The 17,195-nt window shown below is 36.1% G+C and carries 23 protein-coding genes; 20 read left to right on the top strand and 3 right to left on the bottom strand.

Features of this window, described 5'->3' with window-relative positions; all coding sequences use genetic code 11:
• Positions 1–6 precede the first annotated feature (6 nt).
• The 3 genes from Q0838_RS03075 to Q0838_RS03065 all read right to left on the bottom strand — a co-directional run bounded on the left by Q0838_RS03075 (position 7) and on the right by Q0838_RS03065 (position 6,028).
• Entirely contained in the window at positions 7–1,518 is a 1,512-nt protein-coding gene (locus tag Q0838_RS03075; protein WP_298951126.1) for a RagB/SusD family nutrient uptake outer membrane protein, read from the bottom strand.
• Between the two features lie 10 nt (positions 1,519–1,528).
• Positions 1,529–4,585, bottom strand: a complete 3,057-nt coding sequence (locus Q0838_RS03070) for a SusC/RagA family TonB-linked outer membrane protein (protein WP_298951123.1) — start codon at positions 4,583–4,585, stop codon at positions 1,529–1,531.
• A gap of 117 nt (positions 4,586–4,702) precedes the next feature.
• Complete coding sequence (locus Q0838_RS03065; protein WP_298951291.1) at positions 4,703–6,028, bottom strand: BamA/TamA family outer membrane protein; 1,326 nt, start codon at positions 6,026–6,028, stop codon at positions 4,703–4,705.
• Positions 6,029–6,527: 499 nt separating this feature from the next.
• On the opposite strand from Q0838_RS03065, the gene rpsL reads away from it, so the two are divergent.
• From rpsL to rplF, 20 genes are all read left to right on the top strand, one after another.
• Entirely contained in the window at positions 6,528–6,902 is a 375-nt protein-coding gene (gene rpsL, locus Q0838_RS03060) for a 30S ribosomal protein S12 (RefSeq protein ID WP_015361172.1), read from the top strand.
• A 67-nt stretch (positions 6,903–6,969) separates the two neighbouring features.
• Positions 6,970–7,446 carry a 30S ribosomal protein S7 gene (rpsG, locus tag Q0838_RS03055; RefSeq protein ID WP_298951117.1) on the top strand — a complete coding sequence of 159 codons (477 nt, stop codon included), beginning with the start codon at positions 6,970–6,972 and terminating at the stop codon, positions 7,444–7,446.
• A 3-nt stretch (positions 7,447–7,449) separates the two neighbouring features.
• Positions 7,450–9,588 (top strand): elongation factor G, encoded by a 2,139-nt coding sequence (gene fusA / locus Q0838_RS03050; protein ID WP_298951115.1) that lies wholly within the window; start codon positions 7,450–7,452, stop codon positions 9,586–9,588.
• An 11-nt stretch (positions 9,589–9,599) separates the two neighbouring features.
• Complete coding sequence (gene rpsJ / locus Q0838_RS03045; protein WP_008992279.1) at positions 9,600–9,905, top strand: 30S ribosomal protein S10; 306 nt, start codon at positions 9,600–9,602, stop codon at positions 9,903–9,905.
• A 93-nt stretch (positions 9,906–9,998) separates the two neighbouring features.
• On the top strand, positions 9,999–10,616 hold the full coding sequence (gene rplC, locus Q0838_RS03040; RefSeq protein ID WP_298951103.1) for a 50S ribosomal protein L3: 618 nt from the start codon (positions 9,999–10,001) through the stop codon (positions 10,614–10,616).
• Positions 10,616–11,245, top strand: coding sequence for a 50S ribosomal protein L4 (gene rplD, locus Q0838_RS03035; protein WP_298951101.1), 630 nt, complete (start codon positions 10,616–10,618; stop codon positions 11,243–11,245). The genes rplC and rplD overlap by 1 nt, the downstream gene beginning before the upstream one ends.
• Positions 11,246–11,248: 3 nt before the next feature.
• Complete coding sequence (gene rplW, locus Q0838_RS03030) at positions 11,249–11,539, top strand: 50S ribosomal protein L23 (protein WP_298951098.1); 291 nt, start codon at positions 11,249–11,251, stop codon at positions 11,537–11,539.
• A 13-nt stretch (positions 11,540–11,552) separates the two neighbouring features.
• Positions 11,553–12,377, top strand: a complete 825-nt coding sequence (gene rplB / locus Q0838_RS03025; RefSeq protein WP_298951095.1) for a 50S ribosomal protein L2 — start codon at positions 11,553–11,555, stop codon at positions 12,375–12,377.
• 3 nt (positions 12,378–12,380) lie between these two features.
• Positions 12,381–12,659, top strand: a complete 279-nt coding sequence (gene rpsS, locus Q0838_RS03020; protein WP_104515660.1) for a 30S ribosomal protein S19 — start codon at positions 12,381–12,383, stop codon at positions 12,657–12,659.
• A gap of 8 nt (positions 12,660–12,667) precedes the next feature.
• Positions 12,668–13,078, top strand: coding sequence for a 50S ribosomal protein L22 (gene rplV / locus Q0838_RS03015; protein WP_298951089.1), 411 nt, complete (start codon positions 12,668–12,670; stop codon positions 13,076–13,078).
• Positions 13,079–13,085: 7 nt separating this feature from the next.
• On the top strand, positions 13,086–13,811 hold the full coding sequence (rpsC, locus tag Q0838_RS03010) for a 30S ribosomal protein S3 (RefSeq protein ID WP_104515658.1): 726 nt from the start codon (positions 13,086–13,088) through the stop codon (positions 13,809–13,811).
• 12 nt (positions 13,812–13,823) lie between these two features.
• On the top strand, positions 13,824–14,243 hold the full coding sequence (rplP, locus tag Q0838_RS03005) for a 50S ribosomal protein L16 (protein WP_015361160.1): 420 nt from the start codon (positions 13,824–13,826) through the stop codon (positions 14,241–14,243).
• A gap of 9 nt (positions 14,244–14,252) precedes the next feature.
• Positions 14,253–14,435: a 50S ribosomal protein L29 gene (gene rpmC / locus Q0838_RS03000; RefSeq protein ID WP_101013347.1), complete on the top strand. Its 183-nt coding sequence runs from the start codon at positions 14,253–14,255 to the stop codon at positions 14,433–14,435.
• Positions 14,436–14,442: 7 nt separating this feature from the next.
• Complete coding sequence (gene rpsQ, locus Q0838_RS02995) at positions 14,443–14,700, top strand: 30S ribosomal protein S17 (RefSeq protein ID WP_104515655.1); 258 nt, start codon at positions 14,443–14,445, stop codon at positions 14,698–14,700.
• Positions 14,700–15,068, top strand: coding sequence for a 50S ribosomal protein L14 (gene rplN / locus Q0838_RS02990; RefSeq protein ID WP_298951070.1), 369 nt, complete (start codon positions 14,700–14,702; stop codon positions 15,066–15,068). The genes rpsQ and rplN overlap by 1 nt, the downstream gene beginning before the upstream one ends.
• A gap of 8 nt (positions 15,069–15,076) precedes the next feature.
• Positions 15,077–15,388: a 50S ribosomal protein L24 gene (rplX, locus tag Q0838_RS02985; RefSeq protein ID WP_298951068.1), complete on the top strand. Its 312-nt coding sequence runs from the start codon at positions 15,077–15,079 to the stop codon at positions 15,386–15,388.
• A gap of 2 nt (positions 15,389–15,390) precedes the next feature.
• Entirely contained in the window at positions 15,391–15,942 is a 552-nt protein-coding gene (gene rplE / locus Q0838_RS02980) for a 50S ribosomal protein L5 (protein ID WP_298951065.1), read from the top strand.
• A gap of 6 nt (positions 15,943–15,948) precedes the next feature.
• Positions 15,949–16,218 (top strand): 30S ribosomal protein S14, encoded by a 270-nt coding sequence (gene rpsN / locus Q0838_RS02975; protein ID WP_298951061.1) that lies wholly within the window; start codon positions 15,949–15,951, stop codon positions 16,216–16,218.
• Positions 16,219–16,236: 18 nt separating this feature from the next.
• A complete protein-coding gene (rpsH, locus tag Q0838_RS02970; protein ID WP_298951059.1) occupies positions 16,237–16,635 on the top strand; it encodes a 30S ribosomal protein S8 in 399 nt (132 codons plus the stop codon).
• Positions 16,636–16,644: 9 nt separating this feature from the next.
• Positions 16,645–17,187 (top strand): 50S ribosomal protein L6, encoded by a 543-nt coding sequence (rplF, locus tag Q0838_RS02965; protein ID WP_298951057.1) that lies wholly within the window; start codon positions 16,645–16,647, stop codon positions 17,185–17,187.
• Positions 17,188–17,195 lie beyond the last annotated feature (8 nt).

Raw genomic sequence — 17,195 nt, 5'->3', positions numbered from 1 at the left:
TTTTAATTAGTAACCAGGGTTTTGTTGGATACCAGCATTAGCTCTAATTTCTTCAGCTGGGATAGGAAGTGCTCTAGCTCTAAAGTCACTAAATGAAAGATCACATTCATTACCTTGTACAAAAGAACAGTCAGTCTCATTTCTATCATATCCAGTATTAGCAAGGCTTCCTAAACGTTTAATATCTATGTATCTGTGACCTTCTGCAAATAACTCTATTTTACGCTCTGCTAGGACATCTTGCCATGCGTCAATTGCACTACTATAAACTGGTGCAGGCTGTTGAATAGTATATCTTGCATCTCTTATAGTTTTGATTTGAGCTGCTGCTTCCATTAAATCACCATTTACTATAGCTGCTTCAGCAAGAATAAAGTGCATTTCTACAGTTCTAATCACTTTTTGGTCATTAGTATAACCACCTACTAAACTAGGTATAGAAACATCACCAGGATACTTATCTACAACTAGTAGATCGTCTTCTCTAGGATCTGTAGTTGAAGGGTAGTCTGCTGCTATAATAGAAGTAGGGTCGATATAAATTTGTCTTCTTATATCACCAAAGTTTGCTTCGTTTAACTCTAATTGATTAAAAAGATTGCGACTCATCTCATAAAGAGGTGCTCCAGCAGCTGTACTTGCGTTTGTATTGTAAATCTGACCTATACTATTACCGTTATTTTCAGTTGCATTGAATCTGAATATAACTTCTTGGTTTGTTGAAGTTAAGGTATAAACATCTTCCCAAAGATTTCCATAGGAGTCACTATCTGCAGCCGTAGGTAGAGAAAAATTTGATAAAACATTGTTTGCTGCCGTTACCGCCGCACCGTAGTTACCTACATATGCATTTGCTCTAGCTCTAAGAGCTCTCACAAAGTCTACTGATACAAAAATCGGAGAGTACCCTGTTCCTGCATTGGTTAATAAACGTTCTGCTTCATCAAGATCATCATTAATAAAATCTATGCTTTCACCAACAGTATTACGTGGTAAAACGTCCTCAATGGATGGAACAAAATCAACATTAATTATTCCCGCAGAGTTTCTGTCTGATAAATCTTCACCAAAGTATGCTAATAGTTTTAGGTGTGCATATGCTCTTAAAGCATAAGCTTCTCCTATCGATTCATCAAATAAAGCTTGCTCTGTTGCATCTGCTGGAGTAATTTCATTAGATCCTAATAAAACAATATTTGCATTTAGAATAGTTAAATAATTATTAGCCCATATTTCTTCAGCAAAAAAATCACCTACATTTAATTGTAGTCTAGCTGCTGCTGATCCAGATGCAGCTGAGTTTCCTAGTGCACATTCATCTGTGAAATGTGAAGTGAATTGGATCTCATCTTGATTATCTGCAGCGCCATATACCGCAATGGTAGAGGTCTTTAAATCGTCTATGTTTTGAAAAGCTGCAGCAAAGTTAAATTCACTAGGTTGAACGATTTCTTGGGCGTCCTCACAGCTGTACAATAGAAAAGCAGCTGCTGTAATTGTTAATATTATTTTTTTCATCGCTTTTTTTTTAAAATGTTAAATCAAGTCCAACTGAAATAATACGTGGAGTTGGGAATCTGTTTTCTTCCACCGATCTTGAACTTTCTGGATCACTACCTAACCATCCTGTCCATGTAGCAAGATTTTCTCCATTAGCATATACTCTCGCCGATTTTAAGAATGTTCTGTCTAACATCTCTTGGTTAAAATTGTAACCTATTTGTAAGAAACGTAATCTTAAGAAGTCAGAATCTACTAAGAATCTGTCACTGCTTACACCTGGGCTTATATTATTTGCGTCTAATGAAGGGATATCAGTTACACGATTATCTATAGTCCATGCTCGGTCTAGATCGCTAGATAATTGTAATTGACCTATTTCTGCTGGGTTTAAGTAGTTGAATAAGTTATTGTCAAATCTTTGTAATCCTGTCATGTAACTAAACTGTGTTTCTAGAAAGAAATTTTTATAAGAAGCGTTGAAACCAAATCCTCCAAAGAAATCAGGAATTGAGCTAGTTCCAGTAAGTCTTCTGTCTTCAAGTGTAGGATTCTCAGTTAATTCCCCATTAATATCTTCGTATAGTAAGTTACCGGTAGCAGGATTTACACCTCTGTAAGGTACTACAAAGAACTCATTAATTCTTTGTCCCTCTTGGATAACTGTTCCGTCATTTATATCATCTCTTAAACCGTCAGGTAAATCTATAAAATCCGCCTGATTTCTGTTATATGCAATATTTCCAAAGATTCTTAGATTTACTTCATCACTATTGTTAGCTCTGAATAAATCGTAGGATGCAGTTAGTTCAATTCCTGTGTTAGAAATATCTCCTAGGTTAGCATCTATTTGCGATACTCCAGTAATTAAAGAAGTAGATCTACTAAAGAATAAATCTTCTGTTTTTCTTTCGTATGCATCTATTGCCCCACGTAATCTGTTATCAAACATTTCAAAATCAATACCGATGTTGACTGTCTTAATGGTTTCCCATCTTAAATCCTCATTTCCTATTTGATCTCTTGTAAATGTTTGTTGGTCGTTATAACTTTGCTCTGTATTGAATAAAGTTCTAGTACTGTTTAGTGCTCCATAGTATCCACCTATACCATCTAGTTCATTAATACGGTCGTTACCAGTTGTCCCATATGATGCTCTCAATTTCAAGGTGTTTAACCAGTTTACTTCAGATAAGAAAGCTTCTTGATGTAAGTTCCATCTTCCAGCAACAGAGTAGAATGTACCCCAAGCATTGTCAGCTGTAAATCGGGAAGATGCATCTCTTCTTAGCGTAGCCTGAAATCCATACTTGTCATCATAATCATAATCAAATTCTCCAAAATAAGAGAATAGTCCAGTACTTGCTTTATTAGAAGTTACAAATGGCACGTTGTTATCATCGTTTGCTGTATCACCTATAAAAGCTCCGCCATTGTTGCCTGGGCTAAAGGTTCTTGGGTTGAGACCAGTTTGTACATATCTAAAATCTTTGTAATGTCCTTTTACATATTCTACATATCCATTTGCTATAACAGTATGTTGGTCCTTTTCACCATAAGACCTTTTGAATCTCAAACTTAAATTAGAGTTAAACCTAAAGTCACGTAGGTATTCTTCTCTTTGTGAACCTTCAACTGCTGTAGGACTAATGAAAGAAGCTCTAATTCTCGCTAGTGCTGATCTTGGATCAACGACTCTTAATCCCACCGTTTGGCCATAATCTGCACCCATGTTATATGCTAGTGTAAAGTCTTTATTAAGTTTATACTCAAAATTACCACCTAATATTAATTTTAATTCATCTTCTCTGTTTCTATTGAATTGTATGTTGTCAAATGTCACAAAAGGAGCATTTCGCGCTGTAAAGGCGCTAATACCAGTTAAGAGTTCTGGTGAATATTCATTGATATCTACATATGGCAAACCTCTATTTGCACCTAATATAGAACTAAAGAAAAACAATCCGTTTCTATTGTTTTGAGTCTCAGTTTGAGAATTACTTTGAGAATAACCTAAAGAAGCTGTAGTGCTGTACGTAAATCTATCATTATCTGATTTACCAGATATGTTAGTTCTTATATTAAACCTCTGTAAGTCGGTCGCTAGAAGTGTTCCTTCTTGCCTTGTGTAATTTATAGAAGTAAATTGTCTAGATTTTTTTCCTCCAGAAGATAGCGATAAATTATGAGATTGATTAACTCCTGTTCTGAAAAATACATCATTCCAATCTGTTTGAATATCGTAAGCAGCTATTTCTGCTTCAGTTAAAGTATTACCAAATCCAGCACCTCTTCTGTTTTCTAGGGATAATAAACCTCTAGAGTCATATAAGTTGTAATCTGTATCTATGAATTCAGTGAATGATGTCGTACCAGTATAGCTTACAGATAATGGGCTGTCAAATTCCCCTCTTTTGGTCGTTATAAGTATCACACCATTTGCACCCCTGTTACCATATATAGCAGTTCCTGCTGCATCTTTTAATACGGTCATGTTTTCAACATCATTAGGGTTAAAAGTAGCGAAAGCATCTTCATCAACCGGTACACCATCTACTAAAATAAGAGGCTCTGTGTTTCCGTTAATAGAACTAATACCTCTTAATTGAATTAGAGAGTTTGCTCCAGGTTGTCCCGTGCTTGTTTGCACTGTTAATCCTGAAACTTGACCTTGTAGTCGTTGTATTACAGAGGCGTTGGGCCTATCTACTATTTCTTTGCTATCTACTGTGGTAGATGCAATGTTACTTCTAGGTTTAGTAGAATTTCTATACCCTATTAACACAACTGTGTCTAGACTTGCTTGCATCGTTGTGTTGATAACTGTTTGATTTCCAACAAGTAAAGAAACTGTTTCATATCCCGAGTAAGTAAACGTAAGCGTGTCCTCTGGTCCAGCTAGGATCGTATAGTTTCCATCAAAGTCAGTAGTCGCGTTAGCGCTGCCTCCTTTTACTGATACAACCGCTCCTAGTAGTCCACCATCGGCATCAGTTACCTTTCCGGTAACAGTTTGCTGGGCAAAAGCTACTTGCACAACTAACGCTAGTAAAAGCGTCAAAATTCCATTTAATTTTGTTTTCATGTTTAGATTTATTTGAATTAGCCAGCTCCAAAAATCAAAAAAAGAAGCTTATAAAACAACTTTTATGCGTCCTATTTATTATATTTATTAAGATGTTAGTAACATTAAGTTAACATGTTAAAATTTTATCCTTAAGTTTATGTGAGCTATAGTATTGGTTATGTTTACTTTAGACTCTTTAAATCTACCGTTTGCTACACTTATATTTAATATTCCAGCAGATGTTAAAATTGCGATACCGCCTCCAAAACTGTATAGATTATTAAGAGTTTTATTGTTAAAATTCTCAAATATGCCTATGTCTAGAATAGTGTGGAGGTAAATTTGTTCATTTAATCGATATCTATAGTCTGTTGCTAGTGTTGTAAAGAAGGAGCTGTCTATGCTGTTTTGGTTAAAACCTCGTATGCTTCTCAGTCCTCCGAATTGATAAAGTTCGTTAAATTGTATGTTTTTTGAATTTAAATAATAGCTAGATATATGAGTTAAAAATTTACTTTTCTGTGATAAATGCCATAACTTTATAAACGTTGTGTTTAGATTTATTTGTTTTTCACTTATTTGTAGTCCGTCTCTTCTTGTTATCCCGATATTTGCTTGTATAAAGAGGTTTTCTGGCATCAATGGGTCAGTCGCATTTTTTTGATAGCTAGAGGTTAGCTCCACTCCGTTTTTAATGTAGCTTTCCAGATTTGCGGCCGTAACAGTTGCGGTAGACGTTGTAGATGTATAATTTAATCCAATATTGCTTTTCCAGTTGGGTTTGTAAAATAGTCCGGTTGTAAAAGATGTTCTTTGGTAGGTGCTATCTCTTCTCTGAATGTTTAGCGTGGTATTTATGCCTACCGGTGTTTTCCATATGTAAGGTAGGTTGATGCTGGTTTGTAGATTGCTTTGTTCTCCGTTATCATTTCTGTATTGTAAAGTAAAGGTTTCAGCGCGATTTAGATTATTTTGTAATTTCAGGTCTATATATCCATTTAATTCTAGTTTGCCATTTGCTTTGTTGTTAAACCCTATTAAGCCTTGTGCTGTGTTCGTTTTTATTTTTTTTAGGTACATGTAAATATGGGTACTGTCTTTTTTAAACAGCACTTCGCTGCTTTTAATTTGTTTAGCATAGGGGATAGTTTTTATAATTTCGTCTAATTCTTTAATCGTATTGCTGTTATAGATTCTTTTTTTGTTCGTAAACGCTGTTATAAGTGCTTTAGGAAATTTAGAGTATCCTTTTAGTACGATATGGTCGATGTAACGTTTTTGAGTGATTTTAATATCTAAATTTGCAAGTATGGTGTCATTAGTCCCAATTTTTATATCTGCATATTTCACTTCGCTAAATGGGTAGCCTGCTTTTTTTAATTGCTCATTGTATTCTTTAATAAATTGCCTTTGTTCTTTAATGGCTGTTATTTGTTCTCGCTTTCGCGAAAGCGAATTCATAATCAAGCTATCTCGTTTGTTTTTAATCTGGAGAATAGATTTTATATGTGTGTATTTATGATTTAAGGTGATAATTATTGTCTTTTTCGTTTTTAAGGGTTTCTGTGGTTTTGAAATAAGCATATTCAAATACCCTTGATTTATTAATTCTGATTTTATGCTGTCTGTTATTTTGGGTAGGTCAGTGTGTCTGTTTATAGATAGTATTTTTGTGGAATCACTTTGCTTAGTTATGCTGTTTTTATAGTGTATTAGGATTTCTTTATTTTGTGAAAACACTAAAGGGCATGCTAGTATATATATAATAAGGACAGTATAGGTTTTGATTTTCATTAACAGTAGGTTGTTTAGGCACCTTGTAAACGGTTTTTTATTCTTGTTTCTTATGTGTTTTGAAAAGATATTCTAAATATTTGAAACTGAGGTTTGAATAACTCTTTTTTATTCATACCTTTGCCGACTCTTAAAAAAGGGAATTAATTTATTAGCGTAAAACAATATGCCAACGATTTCACAATTAGTACGTAAAGGAAGAGCCAAAATAACCAAGAAGAGTAAATCGGCTGCTTTAGATTCTTGTCCTCAACGTCGTGGAGTATGTACGCGTGTTTACACAACTACACCTAAGAAGCCTAACTCAGCAATGAGAAAGGTAGCAAGGGTTAGACTTACTAACGGTAAGGAAGTAAATGCCTACATCCCAGGAGAAGGACATAATCTACAAGAGCACTCGATAGTATTGGTTAGAGGTGGAAGGGTAAAAGATTTGCCAGGTGTTAGATATCATATCGTGCGTGGGGCACTGGACACCGCTGGTGTTGCAGACCGTACACAACGTAGATCTAAGTACGGAGCAAAACGCCCAAAGAAGTAAATCAATTTTTAAGAATTCCAACAATACTCTGTTAGAATTTTTTAATTAACAATTTCAACAAGAAGAAATGAGAAAAAGACAGGCCAAGAAACGTCCTATCCTTCCGGATCCACGTTTTAACGACCAGCTAGTGACACGTTTTGTTAACATGATGATGTTACACGGAAAAAAGTCGACAGCTTTTAAACTTTTCTATGATGCAATGGATATTGTAGAAGAGAAAAATCAAGATGAAGAGAAAACTTCTTTGGAAGTGTGGAAAGAAGCGTTGTCAAACGTTATGCCTCACGTTGAAGTGCGTTCACGCCGTGTTGGTGGTGCTACGTTTCAAATTCCAATGCAAATCAGACCGGATAGAAAAATATCTACAGCAATGAAGTGGTTGATAAGTTACTCGCGCAAGCGTAACGAAAAATCTTTTTCTGTAAGATTAGCTTCTGAAATCCTTGCTGCGGCTAAGGAAGAAGGTGCTGCTGTTAAGAAAAAGGTAGATACTCACAAAATGGCTGAAGCAAATAAAGCATTCTCACACTTTAGATTCTAAGAAATGTCAAGAGATTTAAAATTTACTAGAAATATAGGTATTGCTGCTCACATTGATGCAGGAAAGACAACTACTACTGAGCGTATCTTATACTATACAGGAGTCTCTCATAAGATAGGTGAGGTGCATGATGGTGCTGCTACTATGGACTGGATGGAGCAGGAGCAAGAACGTGGTATTACTATTACGTCTGCTGCTACTACTTGTACATGGAAATTTCCATTAGAAAACGCTCAAACTACTCCTCAGACAAAAGATTATCACTTTAATATTATCGACACACCAGGTCACGTTGATTTTACTGTAGAGGTTAACAGATCTTTACGTGTATTAGATGGATTGGTTTTCTTGTTTAGTGCTGTAGATGGTGTTGAACCACAATCAGAGACTAACTGGAGATTAGCAGATAATTACAAGGTGCCTCGTATAGGTTTTGTAAATAAGATGGATCGTCAAGGTTCTAATTTTCTTGCTGTTTGTCAGCAAGTAAAGGATATGTTAAAGTCTAATGCGGTGCCAATTGTATTAAACATAGGTGACGAGGATGAATTCAAAGGTGTTGTTGATCTTGTAAAAAATCGTGCGATAGTATGGCATGATGCTACTCAAGGTTCTACTTTTGATGTTATTGATATTCCTGAAGACATGAAAGAGGAGGCGAGGAAATATCGTGGGTTGCTAATCGAAGAGGTTGCTGCTTATGATGAAAACCTTCTTGAGAAGTTCATGGAGGATGAAGATTCTATCTCAGAGGATGAAGTGCATGCTGCTCTTCGTGCTGCTGTTATGGATATGTCTATCATACCTATGATCTGTGGATCTGCCTTTAAGAATAAAGGTGTCCAGTTTTTACTGGACGCTGTTTGTCGTTATTTGCCTTCTCCTACAGATAAGGAGGGTATCGTCGGAACTAATCCTGATACTGAAGAGCAGGAATTACGTAAGCCTAGTGTAAAGGAGCCTTTTGCTGCTCTTGCATTTAAAATTGCAACAGATCCTTTTGTGGGTCGTCTAGCGTTTTTCCGTGCTTACTCAGGTCGTTTAGATGCTGGTTCTTATATATTGAATAATCGTTCTGGAAAAAAAGAACGTATTTCTCGTATCTATCAAATGCATTCTAATAAGCAAAATGCTATTGATTATATAGAAGCTGGTGATATAGGTGCAGCAGTAGGTTTTAAAGACATTAAGACAGGTGATACAATGTCTGATGAAAAGCACCCTATTGTCCTTGAATCTATGGATTTCCCAGATCCAGTAATAGGTATTGCAGTTGAGCCTAAAACTAAGGCTGATGTGGATAAAATGGGTATGGCTTTGGCAAAATTAGCTGAGGAGGATCCTACTTTCCAGGTTAGAACTGACGAAGCTTCTGGTCAGACTATTATATCTGGTATGGGTGAGCTTCATCTTGATATTATTGTAGACCGTATGCGTCGCGAATTTAAAGTAGAGCTTAATCAAGGTGCTCCTCAAGTGGAGTACAAAGAAGCTATTACAAGATCTGCTGATCATAGAGAAACTTATAAGAAGCAGTCTGGTGGTCGTGGTAAATTTGGAGATATTGTATTTACTATTGAGCCTGCTGAAGAAAATGAAGAAGGTAAAGTAGAAGAAGGTCTTCAGTTTGTAAATAAAATTAAAGGTGGTAATGTTCCTAAGGAATTTATACCTGCGATTGAAAAAGGTTTCCGTGAGGCTATGAAGGCTGGTCCTCTTGCTGGATTTGAAATGGATAGTATGAAAGTTACTCTTACAGATGGTTCTTTCCACCCTGTAGATTCTGATGCTCTTTCTTTTGAATTAGCTGCAAGAATGGGTTATAAGGCTTCAGCAAAATCTGCTGGTGCTGTAATACTAGAACCTATGATGAAACTTGAAGTTATCACTCCTGAAGAAAATATGGGTGATATAGTTGGTGACCTTAACCGACGTCGTGGTCAAGTGAATGATATGGGTGACCGTAACGGTGCAAAAGTTGTAAAAGCTGATGTTCCTCTTTCTGAAATGTTTGGTTATGTAACAACTTTACGTACTCTTTCTTCAGGACGCGCTACATCTACAATGGAATTCTCTCACTATGCTGAAACACCTTCTAACATTAGTGAAGAGGTAATAGCAGCAACAAAAGGTAACAATTAATATTTCAAACGATGAGTCAAAAAATCAGAATTAAACTCAAATCATACGATTATAATCTGGTAGATAAATCTGCTGAAAAAATCGTTAAAACTGTAAAAAGCACTGGTGCTGTTGTAACTGGGCCTATCCCACTTCCTACACACAAAAAGATTTTTACTGTATTAAGATCTCCTCACGTAAATAAAAAATCACGTGAGCAATTTCAACTTAGTTCTTATAAGAGGCTATTAGACATATACAGCTCTTCTTCTAAAACTATTGATGCGCTTATGAAGCTGGAGCTTCCTAGTGGTGTTGAAGTTGAAATTAAAGTGTAATTACTTTAATTTATTAAATCAATATTTGGTTCCGTCTTTTTAAGGCGGAACTCTTTTTAAAAATATATATAACAATTATTAATTAATATAAATATGTCTGGGTTAATAGGAAAAAAAGTCGGAATGACTAGTATTTATGATGAGAATGGTAAAAATTTACCTTGTACCATTATAGAATTAGGTCCTTGCGTGGTTACCCAAGTCAGAACTGAGGAGGTAGATGGTTACTCTGCTTTGCAATTAGGTTTCGATGACAAATCAGACAAGAATGCTTCTAAAGCTGCTCAAGGGCACTTTAAGAAAGCAGGAACTGCTGTCAAAAGAAAAGTTGCCGAATTCAAAAGTTTTGATGAGGAATACAAATTAGGAGATTCAATTACTGTTGATATGTTCACTGAAGGTGAATTTGTTGATGTTTCTGGTACCTCTAAAGGTAAAGGTTTTCAAGGTGTTGTTAAACGTCACGGTTTTGGTGGTGTTGGTCAGGCTACACATGGTCAACATAACCGTTTGAGAGCTCCTGGTTCTATAGGAGCTGCGTCTTATCCTGCTCGTGTATTCAAGGGAATGCGCATGGCTGGACAGATGGGGAATGAAAAAGTAAAAGTTCAAAATTTAAGAGTTTTAAAGGTTGTTGCTGACAAGAATCTTCTTGTGGTTAAAGGTTGTGTGCCTGGTCATAAAAACTCTTATGTAATCGTACAGAAATAATGAAGGTAGCAGTATTAGATATTAAAGGAAAAGAAACTGGACGTCAGGTAGAATTATCTGAAGAGATTTTCGGTATTGAGCCTAGTGAACACGCTATTTATCTTGATGTAAAGCAATATCTTGCTAATCAACGTCAAGGTACGCACAAAGCTAAGCAACGTGCAGAGATTGCTGGTAGTACACGTAAGATTAAAAAGCAAAAAGGAACAGGTACAGCTCGTGCTGGTTCTATTAAGTCTCCGGTGTTTAGAGGTGGTGGTCGTATTTTTGGACCTGTACCTCGTAGTTATTCATTCAAGTTGAATAAAGGACAGAAGAGATTGGCACGTAAAAGTGTGCTTAGTCAAAAGATGTCGGAAGGTTCACTTTTAATCGTTGAGAATTTTAATTTAGATGCTCCAAGAACTAAAGATTTTGTCGAGGTTTTAGAAGGTTTAGGTCTTGAGGATAAAAAATCTCTAATTGTCTTGGGAGAATCAAATAATAATGTATATTTGTCTTCGCGAAATTTGAAGGGTTCTGATGTTGTACTTAGCTCAGAATTAAGTACTTACAAAATCCTGAATGCAACTAAGGTTGTTCTTTTGGAGAGTTCGTTAGAAGGAATAGAAGAAAATTTAAGTAAATAAGCTATGAGCATTCTAATTAAACCGATTATCACCGAGAAGGCAACTAGAGATAGTGAGCTTCTAAATCGTTATGGTTTTGAGGTTTCCTCTAAGGCTAATAAAGTGCAAATAAAGAAAGAAGTTGAGACGACGTATGGTGTTACTGTTCTTAAAGTTAGAACTATGAACACTCGTATTGATCGTAATACTAAATATACTAAATCAGGGATTCAAGTTGGTAAAACTAGTGCTCGTAAGAAAGCATTTGTACAACTTAAAGATGGTGAAACCATTGATCTTTATAGTAATCTATAATTAAAAGACAATAATGTCAGTAAGAAAATTAAAACCTGTAACTCCTGGACAGCGATTTAGAGTTGTGAATGGCTACGACGCTATCACAACTGATAAGCCGGAGAAGAGTTTACTCGCTCCGAAAAAACGTTCAGGTGGTCGTAATGCTAGTGGTCGTATGACTATGCGTTACATTGGTGGTGGTCATAAAAGGCGCTACCGTATCATTGATTTTAAAAGAGATCGTCATGGTGTTCCAGCGACTGTAGCTTCTATAGAGTATGATCCGAATCGTACCGCTTTTATAGCTTTAGTTAATTATCAAGATGGTGAAAAGCGTTATGTTATAGCGCAGAATGGGATGAAAGTTGGTCAGAATATAGTTTCTGGCGAATCTGCAACGCCAGATGTTGGTAACGCTATGAAATTGTCTCAAATCCCTCTAGGTTCAATCATTAGTTGTATAGAGTTGCGTCCTGGTCAAGGGGCTGTTATAGCTCGTAGTGCTGGTTCTTTTGCTCAGTTAATGGCGAGAGATGGAAAGTATGCGACTGTTAAGATGCCTTCTGGTGAAACTAGATTGATTTTACAGGAGTGTCTAGCTACTATCGGTGCTGTGTCTAACAGTGATCATCAACTAGTTGTTGGTGGTAAAGCTGGTAGATCGAGATGGTTGGGTAGAAGACCTAGAACTAGGCCTGTTGTGATGAATCCAGTTGATCACCCAATGGGTGGTGGTGAAGGTAAATCTTCAGGAGGTCATCCAAGGTCTCGTAATGGTATACCTGCAAAAGGATATCGTACACGTGACAAGAATAAAGCTAGTACTCAATATATAATAGAACGTAGAAAGAAATAAATTATGGCTCGTTCACTTAAAAAAGGACCTTACGTATTTCATAAACTTGAATCTAAGGTGGCTCAAAATGTTGAGTCTGGTAAAAAAACTGTAATAAAAACATGGTCTCGTGCTTCTATGATCACACCAGACTTTGTTGGTCAGACAATTGCTGTTCATAATGGACGTCAATTCATACCTGTTTACGTTACTGAAAACATGGTAGGACATAAACTTGGTGAATTTTCACCTACTAGATCTTATAGAGGTCATGGTGGTGCTAAGAACAAGGGTAAAAAATAATCTAAGCTATGGGAGTTCGTAAAAGACAAATGGCTGAAAGGCTAAAGGAAGAGAGAAGTAAGATTGCGTTTGCTAAATTAAACAATTGTCCTACCTCACCGAGAAAAATGAGACTGGTTGCTGATATTATTAGAGGTAAGAAGGTTGAGGATGCTTTAAATATCCTTAAGTTTTCTTCGAAAGAAGCGGCAAGAAGATTAGATAAACTTGTTCTTAGTGCTATTGCAAATTGGCAAGCTAAGAATGAGGATGCTGATGTAGCAGAAGCAGGACTTTTTATCAAAGAGATTAGAGTTGATGGTGGTGCTATGTTGAAAAGATTGCGTCCAGCCCCTCAGGGTAGAGCGCATAGAATAAGAAAAAGATCAAACCACGTTACTCTTGTGTTAGGTCAGGCTAATAATAAAGAGGTTAACTAGTAAAGGTATGGGACAGAAAACAAATCCAATAGGAAATCGTTTAGGTATCATCAGAGGATGGGAATCTAATTGGTACGGTGGAAATGACTATGGCGATAAGCTTGCAGAAGATGATAAGATACGTAAGTATATTCATGCTCGTTTATCTAAGGCTAGCGTTTCACGTATTATTATAGAACGTACTTTAAAATTAGTTACGGTAACAATAACCACTGCTAGACCTGGAATTATTATAGGTAAGGGTGGTACTGAGGTAGATCGTTTAAAGGAAGAGTTGAAAAAAATATCTGGAAAGGATGTTCAAATCAACATTCATGAAATTAAGAGACCTGAGTTAGATGCGCATTTAGTTGGTTCTAGTATAGCTAGACAAATTGAGAATAGAATTTCTTATAGACGTGCTATTAAAATGGCTATCGCAGCTGCTATGAGAATGAACTCTGAAGGTATTAAGGTACAGATTTCAGGTAGGTTGAATGGTGCAGAGATGGCTCGTTCTGAATCTTATAAAGATGGTCGTATTCCTCTGTCTACTTTCCGTGCCGACATAGATTATGCTTTAGTAGAATCACATACTACATATGGTAGAATAGGGGTTAAGGTATGGATTATGAAAGGTGAGGTATATGGTAAAAGAGATTTATCTCCTTTGGCAGGATTAGCAAAGAAACAACAAGGTAATAAAGGTGGTGGTGCAAACAATCGTGGAGGCAACCGTCGTCGTAGAAAATAATAATAGCTAGAAATGTTACAACCTAGAAAAACAAAGTTTAGAAAACAGCAGAAGGGTCGCATGAAAGGTGATTCAGGACGCGGTAACCAACTAGCCTATGGGACTTTTGGAATTAAATCTTTAGATTCTAATTTCATTAACTCAAGACAAATTGAAGCGGCGCGTATAGCGGCGACTAGATTTATGAAAAGAGAGGGTTCTTTATGGATTAAAATATTTCCAGATAAGCCTATTACTAAAAAACCACTCGAGGTTCGTATGGGTAAAGGTAAGGGTAATGTTGAGTATTGGGCTGCGGTTGTGAAACCAGGTAGAATTCTTTTTGAAATCTCTGGTGTTCCTCAAGCAGTTGCACAAGAAGCGTTAAGGCTTGCTGCTCAAAAATTACCAGTTAAAACTAAATTCATAGTCGCTCGCGATTATCAAGAATAGATTTGAGTTATGAAACAATCAGAAGTAAAAGGATACTCTCAAGAAGAGTTAAAGGATAAACTTGTAGAATCACAGGTTGCCTACGGAGATTTGAAGAGGACTCATAGTATGTCGCCATTGGATAATCCTTCACAGATTACAAAGTTGCGTAAGACTATTGCGAGAATTAAGACTGCTATAAACAATAAATAGTACGATAATGGAGACTAGAAATTTAAGAAAAGAACGTGTAGGTGTTGTAAAGAGCAACAAAATGGACAAAAGTATTGTCGTTGCTGAAGTTAAAAGACAGAAGCATCCTATGTATGGTAAATTCGTTTTGAAAACAAAGAAATATGTTGCTCACGACGAAAACAATGACTGCAATGAAGGGGATACGGTACGTATTATGGAAACTCGTCCTTTGAGTAAGTCTAAAAATTGGAGATTAGTAGAAATAATAGAAAGAGCTAAGTAATGGTACAACAGGAATCCAGATTAAGAGTCGCTGATAATACAGGTGCAAAGGAAGTTCTTTGTATACGTGTTCTTGGTGGTACTAAAAGAAGATATGCTTCGGTAGGTGATAAAATTGTTGTTTCTGTAAAAGAATCAACTCCTAATGGTAATATAAAAAAAGGTGCTGTTTCTACTGCTGTAGTAGTTCGTACTAAAAAGGAGGTAAGAAGACCAGATGGTTCTTATATCCGTTTTGACGACAATGCCTGTGTTTTGTTAAATCCAACATCGGACATGAGAGGAACTCGTGTTTTTGGACCGGTTGCACGTGAATTACGTGACAAACAGTTCATGAAAATTGTTTCACTTGCTCCAGAAGTACTATAATAATTATTATGGCAAAATTAAAAATTAAAACCGGAGATACAGTTAGGGTAACTGCTGGTGAGCATAAAGGTGCTGAAGGTAAAGTCTTAAGAGTTTTTATTCAGAAGAATAGAGCTATCGTAGAGGGTGTTAACATGGTTTCAAAGCATGAAAAACCAAGCGCTACTAACCCACAAGGAGGTATAAAGGAGAAAGAAGCGGCTTTACACGTTTCTAATCTTTCTTTAATAGATAAGAATGGTAAGAATACTAGAGTTGGATATGAATCTAAGGATGGTAAGAACGTTCGTTTTGCAAAAACAACTAAAGAAGTAATATAATCATGTCATATTTACCAAGATTAAAAGGAGAATATAAGGAGCGTATTGCTGATGTTTTACAGAAGGAATTTGCTTACAAAAATGTAATGGAGATTCCAAAGCTCCAGAAGATAGTATTAAGTCGTGGTGTTGGTGCTGCAGTAGCAGATAAAAAACTTATCGATTATGCTTTAGAAGAGCTAACAACTATTACCGGACAAAAGGCGGTTGCTACATTATCTAAAAAAGATGTTGCGGCATTTAAATTACGTAAAGGTATGCCTATCGGTGTAAAGGTTACTTTACGTGGCGAACGTATGTATGAATTTTTGGATCGTTTTGTGACGGTTGCATTACCTAGAGTTAGAGATTTTCAAGGCATCAAAGCTGATGGTTTTGATGGTAGAGGGAATTATAACTTAGGTATAACTGAACAGATTATTTTTCCAGAGATTAACATAGATAAGGTTAATAAAATTTCAGGAATGGATATAACCTTCGTTACTAGTGCTAACACTGATAAAGAGGCAAAATCATTACTTACGGAATTAGGTTTACCATTTAAAAAGAACTAATAAGAGATGGCAAAAGAATCAATGAAAGCGCGTGAGCGCAAGCGTCAAGCATTAGTGGATAAGTATTCTGCTAAGAGAAAGGCACTAAAGGAAGCTGGAAACTATGAAGAGTTACAAAAGTTACCTAAAAATGCATCTCCTGTTAGATTACACAATCGTTGTAAATTAACTGGAAGACCTAAGGGGTATATGAGACAATTCGGTATTTCTCGTGTAATGTTCAGACAAATGGCAAATCAAGGTTTAATCCCAGGCGTTAAAAAAGCTAGTTGGTAATCGCTTAAAGATATATTTATGAATACAGATCCAATCGCAGATTATCTAACAAGAATTAGAAATGCTGTAAGAGCAAATCACAGAGTAGTGGATGTCCCAGCTTCAAAATTGAAAAAGGAGATTACTAAAATATTATTTGATCAAGGTTATATTTTAAGTTATAAATTTGAGGATAATTCAACTCAACAAAATATCAAAATCGCTTTAAAATACGATAGAGATACAAAAGAATCAGTAATTAAAGATTTACAACGCTTATCAAAGCCAGGTTTACGTAAGTATTCTGGGGCTAATGATTTACCACGTGTTCTTAATGGTCTTGGAATTGCAATCATTTCCACTTCTAAGGGTGTTATGACTGACAAGCAGGCTCGTTCAGAAAACGTAGGAGGTGAAGTTCTTTGTTACGTTTATTAATATACAGCTATGTCTAGAATAGGAAAAAATCCAGTAACTATACCTGCTGGTGTAACAGTAAGAGTTGAAAACAACGAAATAATTGTTGAAGGAAAGTTAGGAAAATTAGTTCAACCTTTTTCAGATGTGTCTATTGAGGTCGGTGCAGAGGATGTAGTTGTAACAAGGCCTTCTGACGCTAAAGATCATAGAGCTAAGCATGGTTTATATAGATCATTAATAAGTAATATGATTCATGGTGTGTCAACCGGTTGGTCTAAGGAATTAGAATTGGTTGGTGTTGGTTATAGAGCATCAAATCAAGGGCAAAAATTAGATTTGTCTTTAGGTTTTTCTCATAATATTGTTTTGAATATAGCTTCTGAGGTTACTGTAGAAACGGTTTCAGAAAAGGGTAAGAACCCTCGTGTTAAGCTTACATCTTTTGACAAACAATTGGTAGGTCAGGTAGCTGCAAAAATTCGTGGTTTCCGCCCGCCAGAGCCATATAAGGGTAAAGGTGTTAAGTTCGTTGGAGAAATTATTAGAAGAAAAGCTGGTAAATCAGCATAATTTAAAGA

Origin of the sequence: uncultured Nonlabens sp. (assembly GCF_947495285.1) — a bacterium.
GTDB lineage: Bacteria > Bacteroidota > Bacteroidia > Flavobacteriales > Flavobacteriaceae > Nonlabens.
This window is presented reverse-complemented; position numbering and strand designations above follow the sequence as displayed.

Excerpts from the sequence above, each read along its gene's own strand:
- Q0838_RS03065 (WP_298951291.1), bottom strand. The coding sequence starts at position 6,028 with ATGAATTCGCTTTCGCGAAAGCGAGAACAAATAACAGCCATTAAAGAA.
- Q0838_RS03070 (WP_298951123.1), bottom strand. The coding sequence starts at position 4,585 with ATGAAAACAAAATTAAATGGAATTTTGACGCTTTTACTAGCGTTAGTT.
- rpsQ (WP_104515655.1), top strand. The coding sequence starts at position 14,443 with ATGGAGACTAGAAATTTAAGAAAAGAACGTGTAGGTGTTGTAAAGAGC.
- rpsH (WP_298951059.1), top strand. The coding sequence starts at position 16,237 with ATGAATACAGATCCAATCGCAGATTATCTAACAAGAATTAGAAATGCT.
- rplE (WP_298951065.1), top strand. The coding sequence starts at position 15,391 with ATGTCATATTTACCAAGATTAAAAGGAGAATATAAGGAGCGTATTGCT.
- rpsN (WP_298951061.1), top strand. The coding sequence starts at position 15,949 with ATGGCAAAAGAATCAATGAAAGCGCGTGAGCGCAAGCGTCAAGCATTA.
- rplF (WP_298951057.1), top strand. The coding sequence starts at position 16,645 with ATGTCTAGAATAGGAAAAAATCCAGTAACTATACCTGCTGGTGTAACA.
- rpsJ (WP_008992279.1), top strand. The coding sequence starts at position 9,600 with ATGAGTCAAAAAATCAGAATTAAACTCAAATCATACGATTATAATCTG.
- rpsC (WP_104515658.1), top strand. The coding sequence starts at position 13,086 with ATGGGACAGAAAACAAATCCAATAGGAAATCGTTTAGGTATCATCAGA.
- rpsL (WP_015361172.1), top strand. The coding sequence starts at position 6,528 with ATGCCAACGATTTCACAATTAGTACGTAAAGGAAGAGCCAAAATAACC.
- Q0838_RS03075 (WP_298951126.1), bottom strand. The coding sequence starts at position 1,518 with ATGAAAAAAATAATATTAACAATTACAGCAGCTGCTTTTCTATTGTAC.
- rplV (WP_298951089.1), top strand. The coding sequence starts at position 12,668 with ATGGGAGTTCGTAAAAGACAAATGGCTGAAAGGCTAAAGGAAGAGAGA.
- rpsS (WP_104515660.1), top strand. The coding sequence starts at position 12,381 with ATGGCTCGTTCACTTAAAAAAGGACCTTACGTATTTCATAAACTTGAA.
- rplC (WP_298951103.1), top strand. The coding sequence starts at position 9,999 with ATGTCTGGGTTAATAGGAAAAAAAGTCGGAATGACTAGTATTTATGAT.
- rplW (WP_298951098.1), top strand. The coding sequence starts at position 11,249 with ATGAGCATTCTAATTAAACCGATTATCACCGAGAAGGCAACTAGAGAT.
- rplP (WP_015361160.1), top strand. The coding sequence starts at position 13,824 with ATGTTACAACCTAGAAAAACAAAGTTTAGAAAACAGCAGAAGGGTCGC.
- rplN (WP_298951070.1), top strand. The coding sequence starts at position 14,700 with ATGGTACAACAGGAATCCAGATTAAGAGTCGCTGATAATACAGGTGCA.
- rpmC (WP_101013347.1), top strand. The coding sequence starts at position 14,253 with ATGAAACAATCAGAAGTAAAAGGATACTCTCAAGAAGAGTTAAAGGAT.
- rplD (WP_298951101.1), top strand. The coding sequence starts at position 10,616 with ATGAAGGTAGCAGTATTAGATATTAAAGGAAAAGAAACTGGACGTCAG.
- fusA (WP_298951115.1), top strand. The coding sequence starts at position 7,450 with ATGTCAAGAGATTTAAAATTTACTAGAAATATAGGTATTGCTGCTCAC.
- rpsG (WP_298951117.1), top strand. The coding sequence starts at position 6,970 with ATGAGAAAAAGACAGGCCAAGAAACGTCCTATCCTTCCGGATCCACGT.
- rplX (WP_298951068.1), top strand. The coding sequence starts at position 15,077 with ATGGCAAAATTAAAAATTAAAACCGGAGATACAGTTAGGGTAACTGCT.
- rplB (WP_298951095.1), top strand. The coding sequence starts at position 11,553 with ATGTCAGTAAGAAAATTAAAACCTGTAACTCCTGGACAGCGATTTAGA.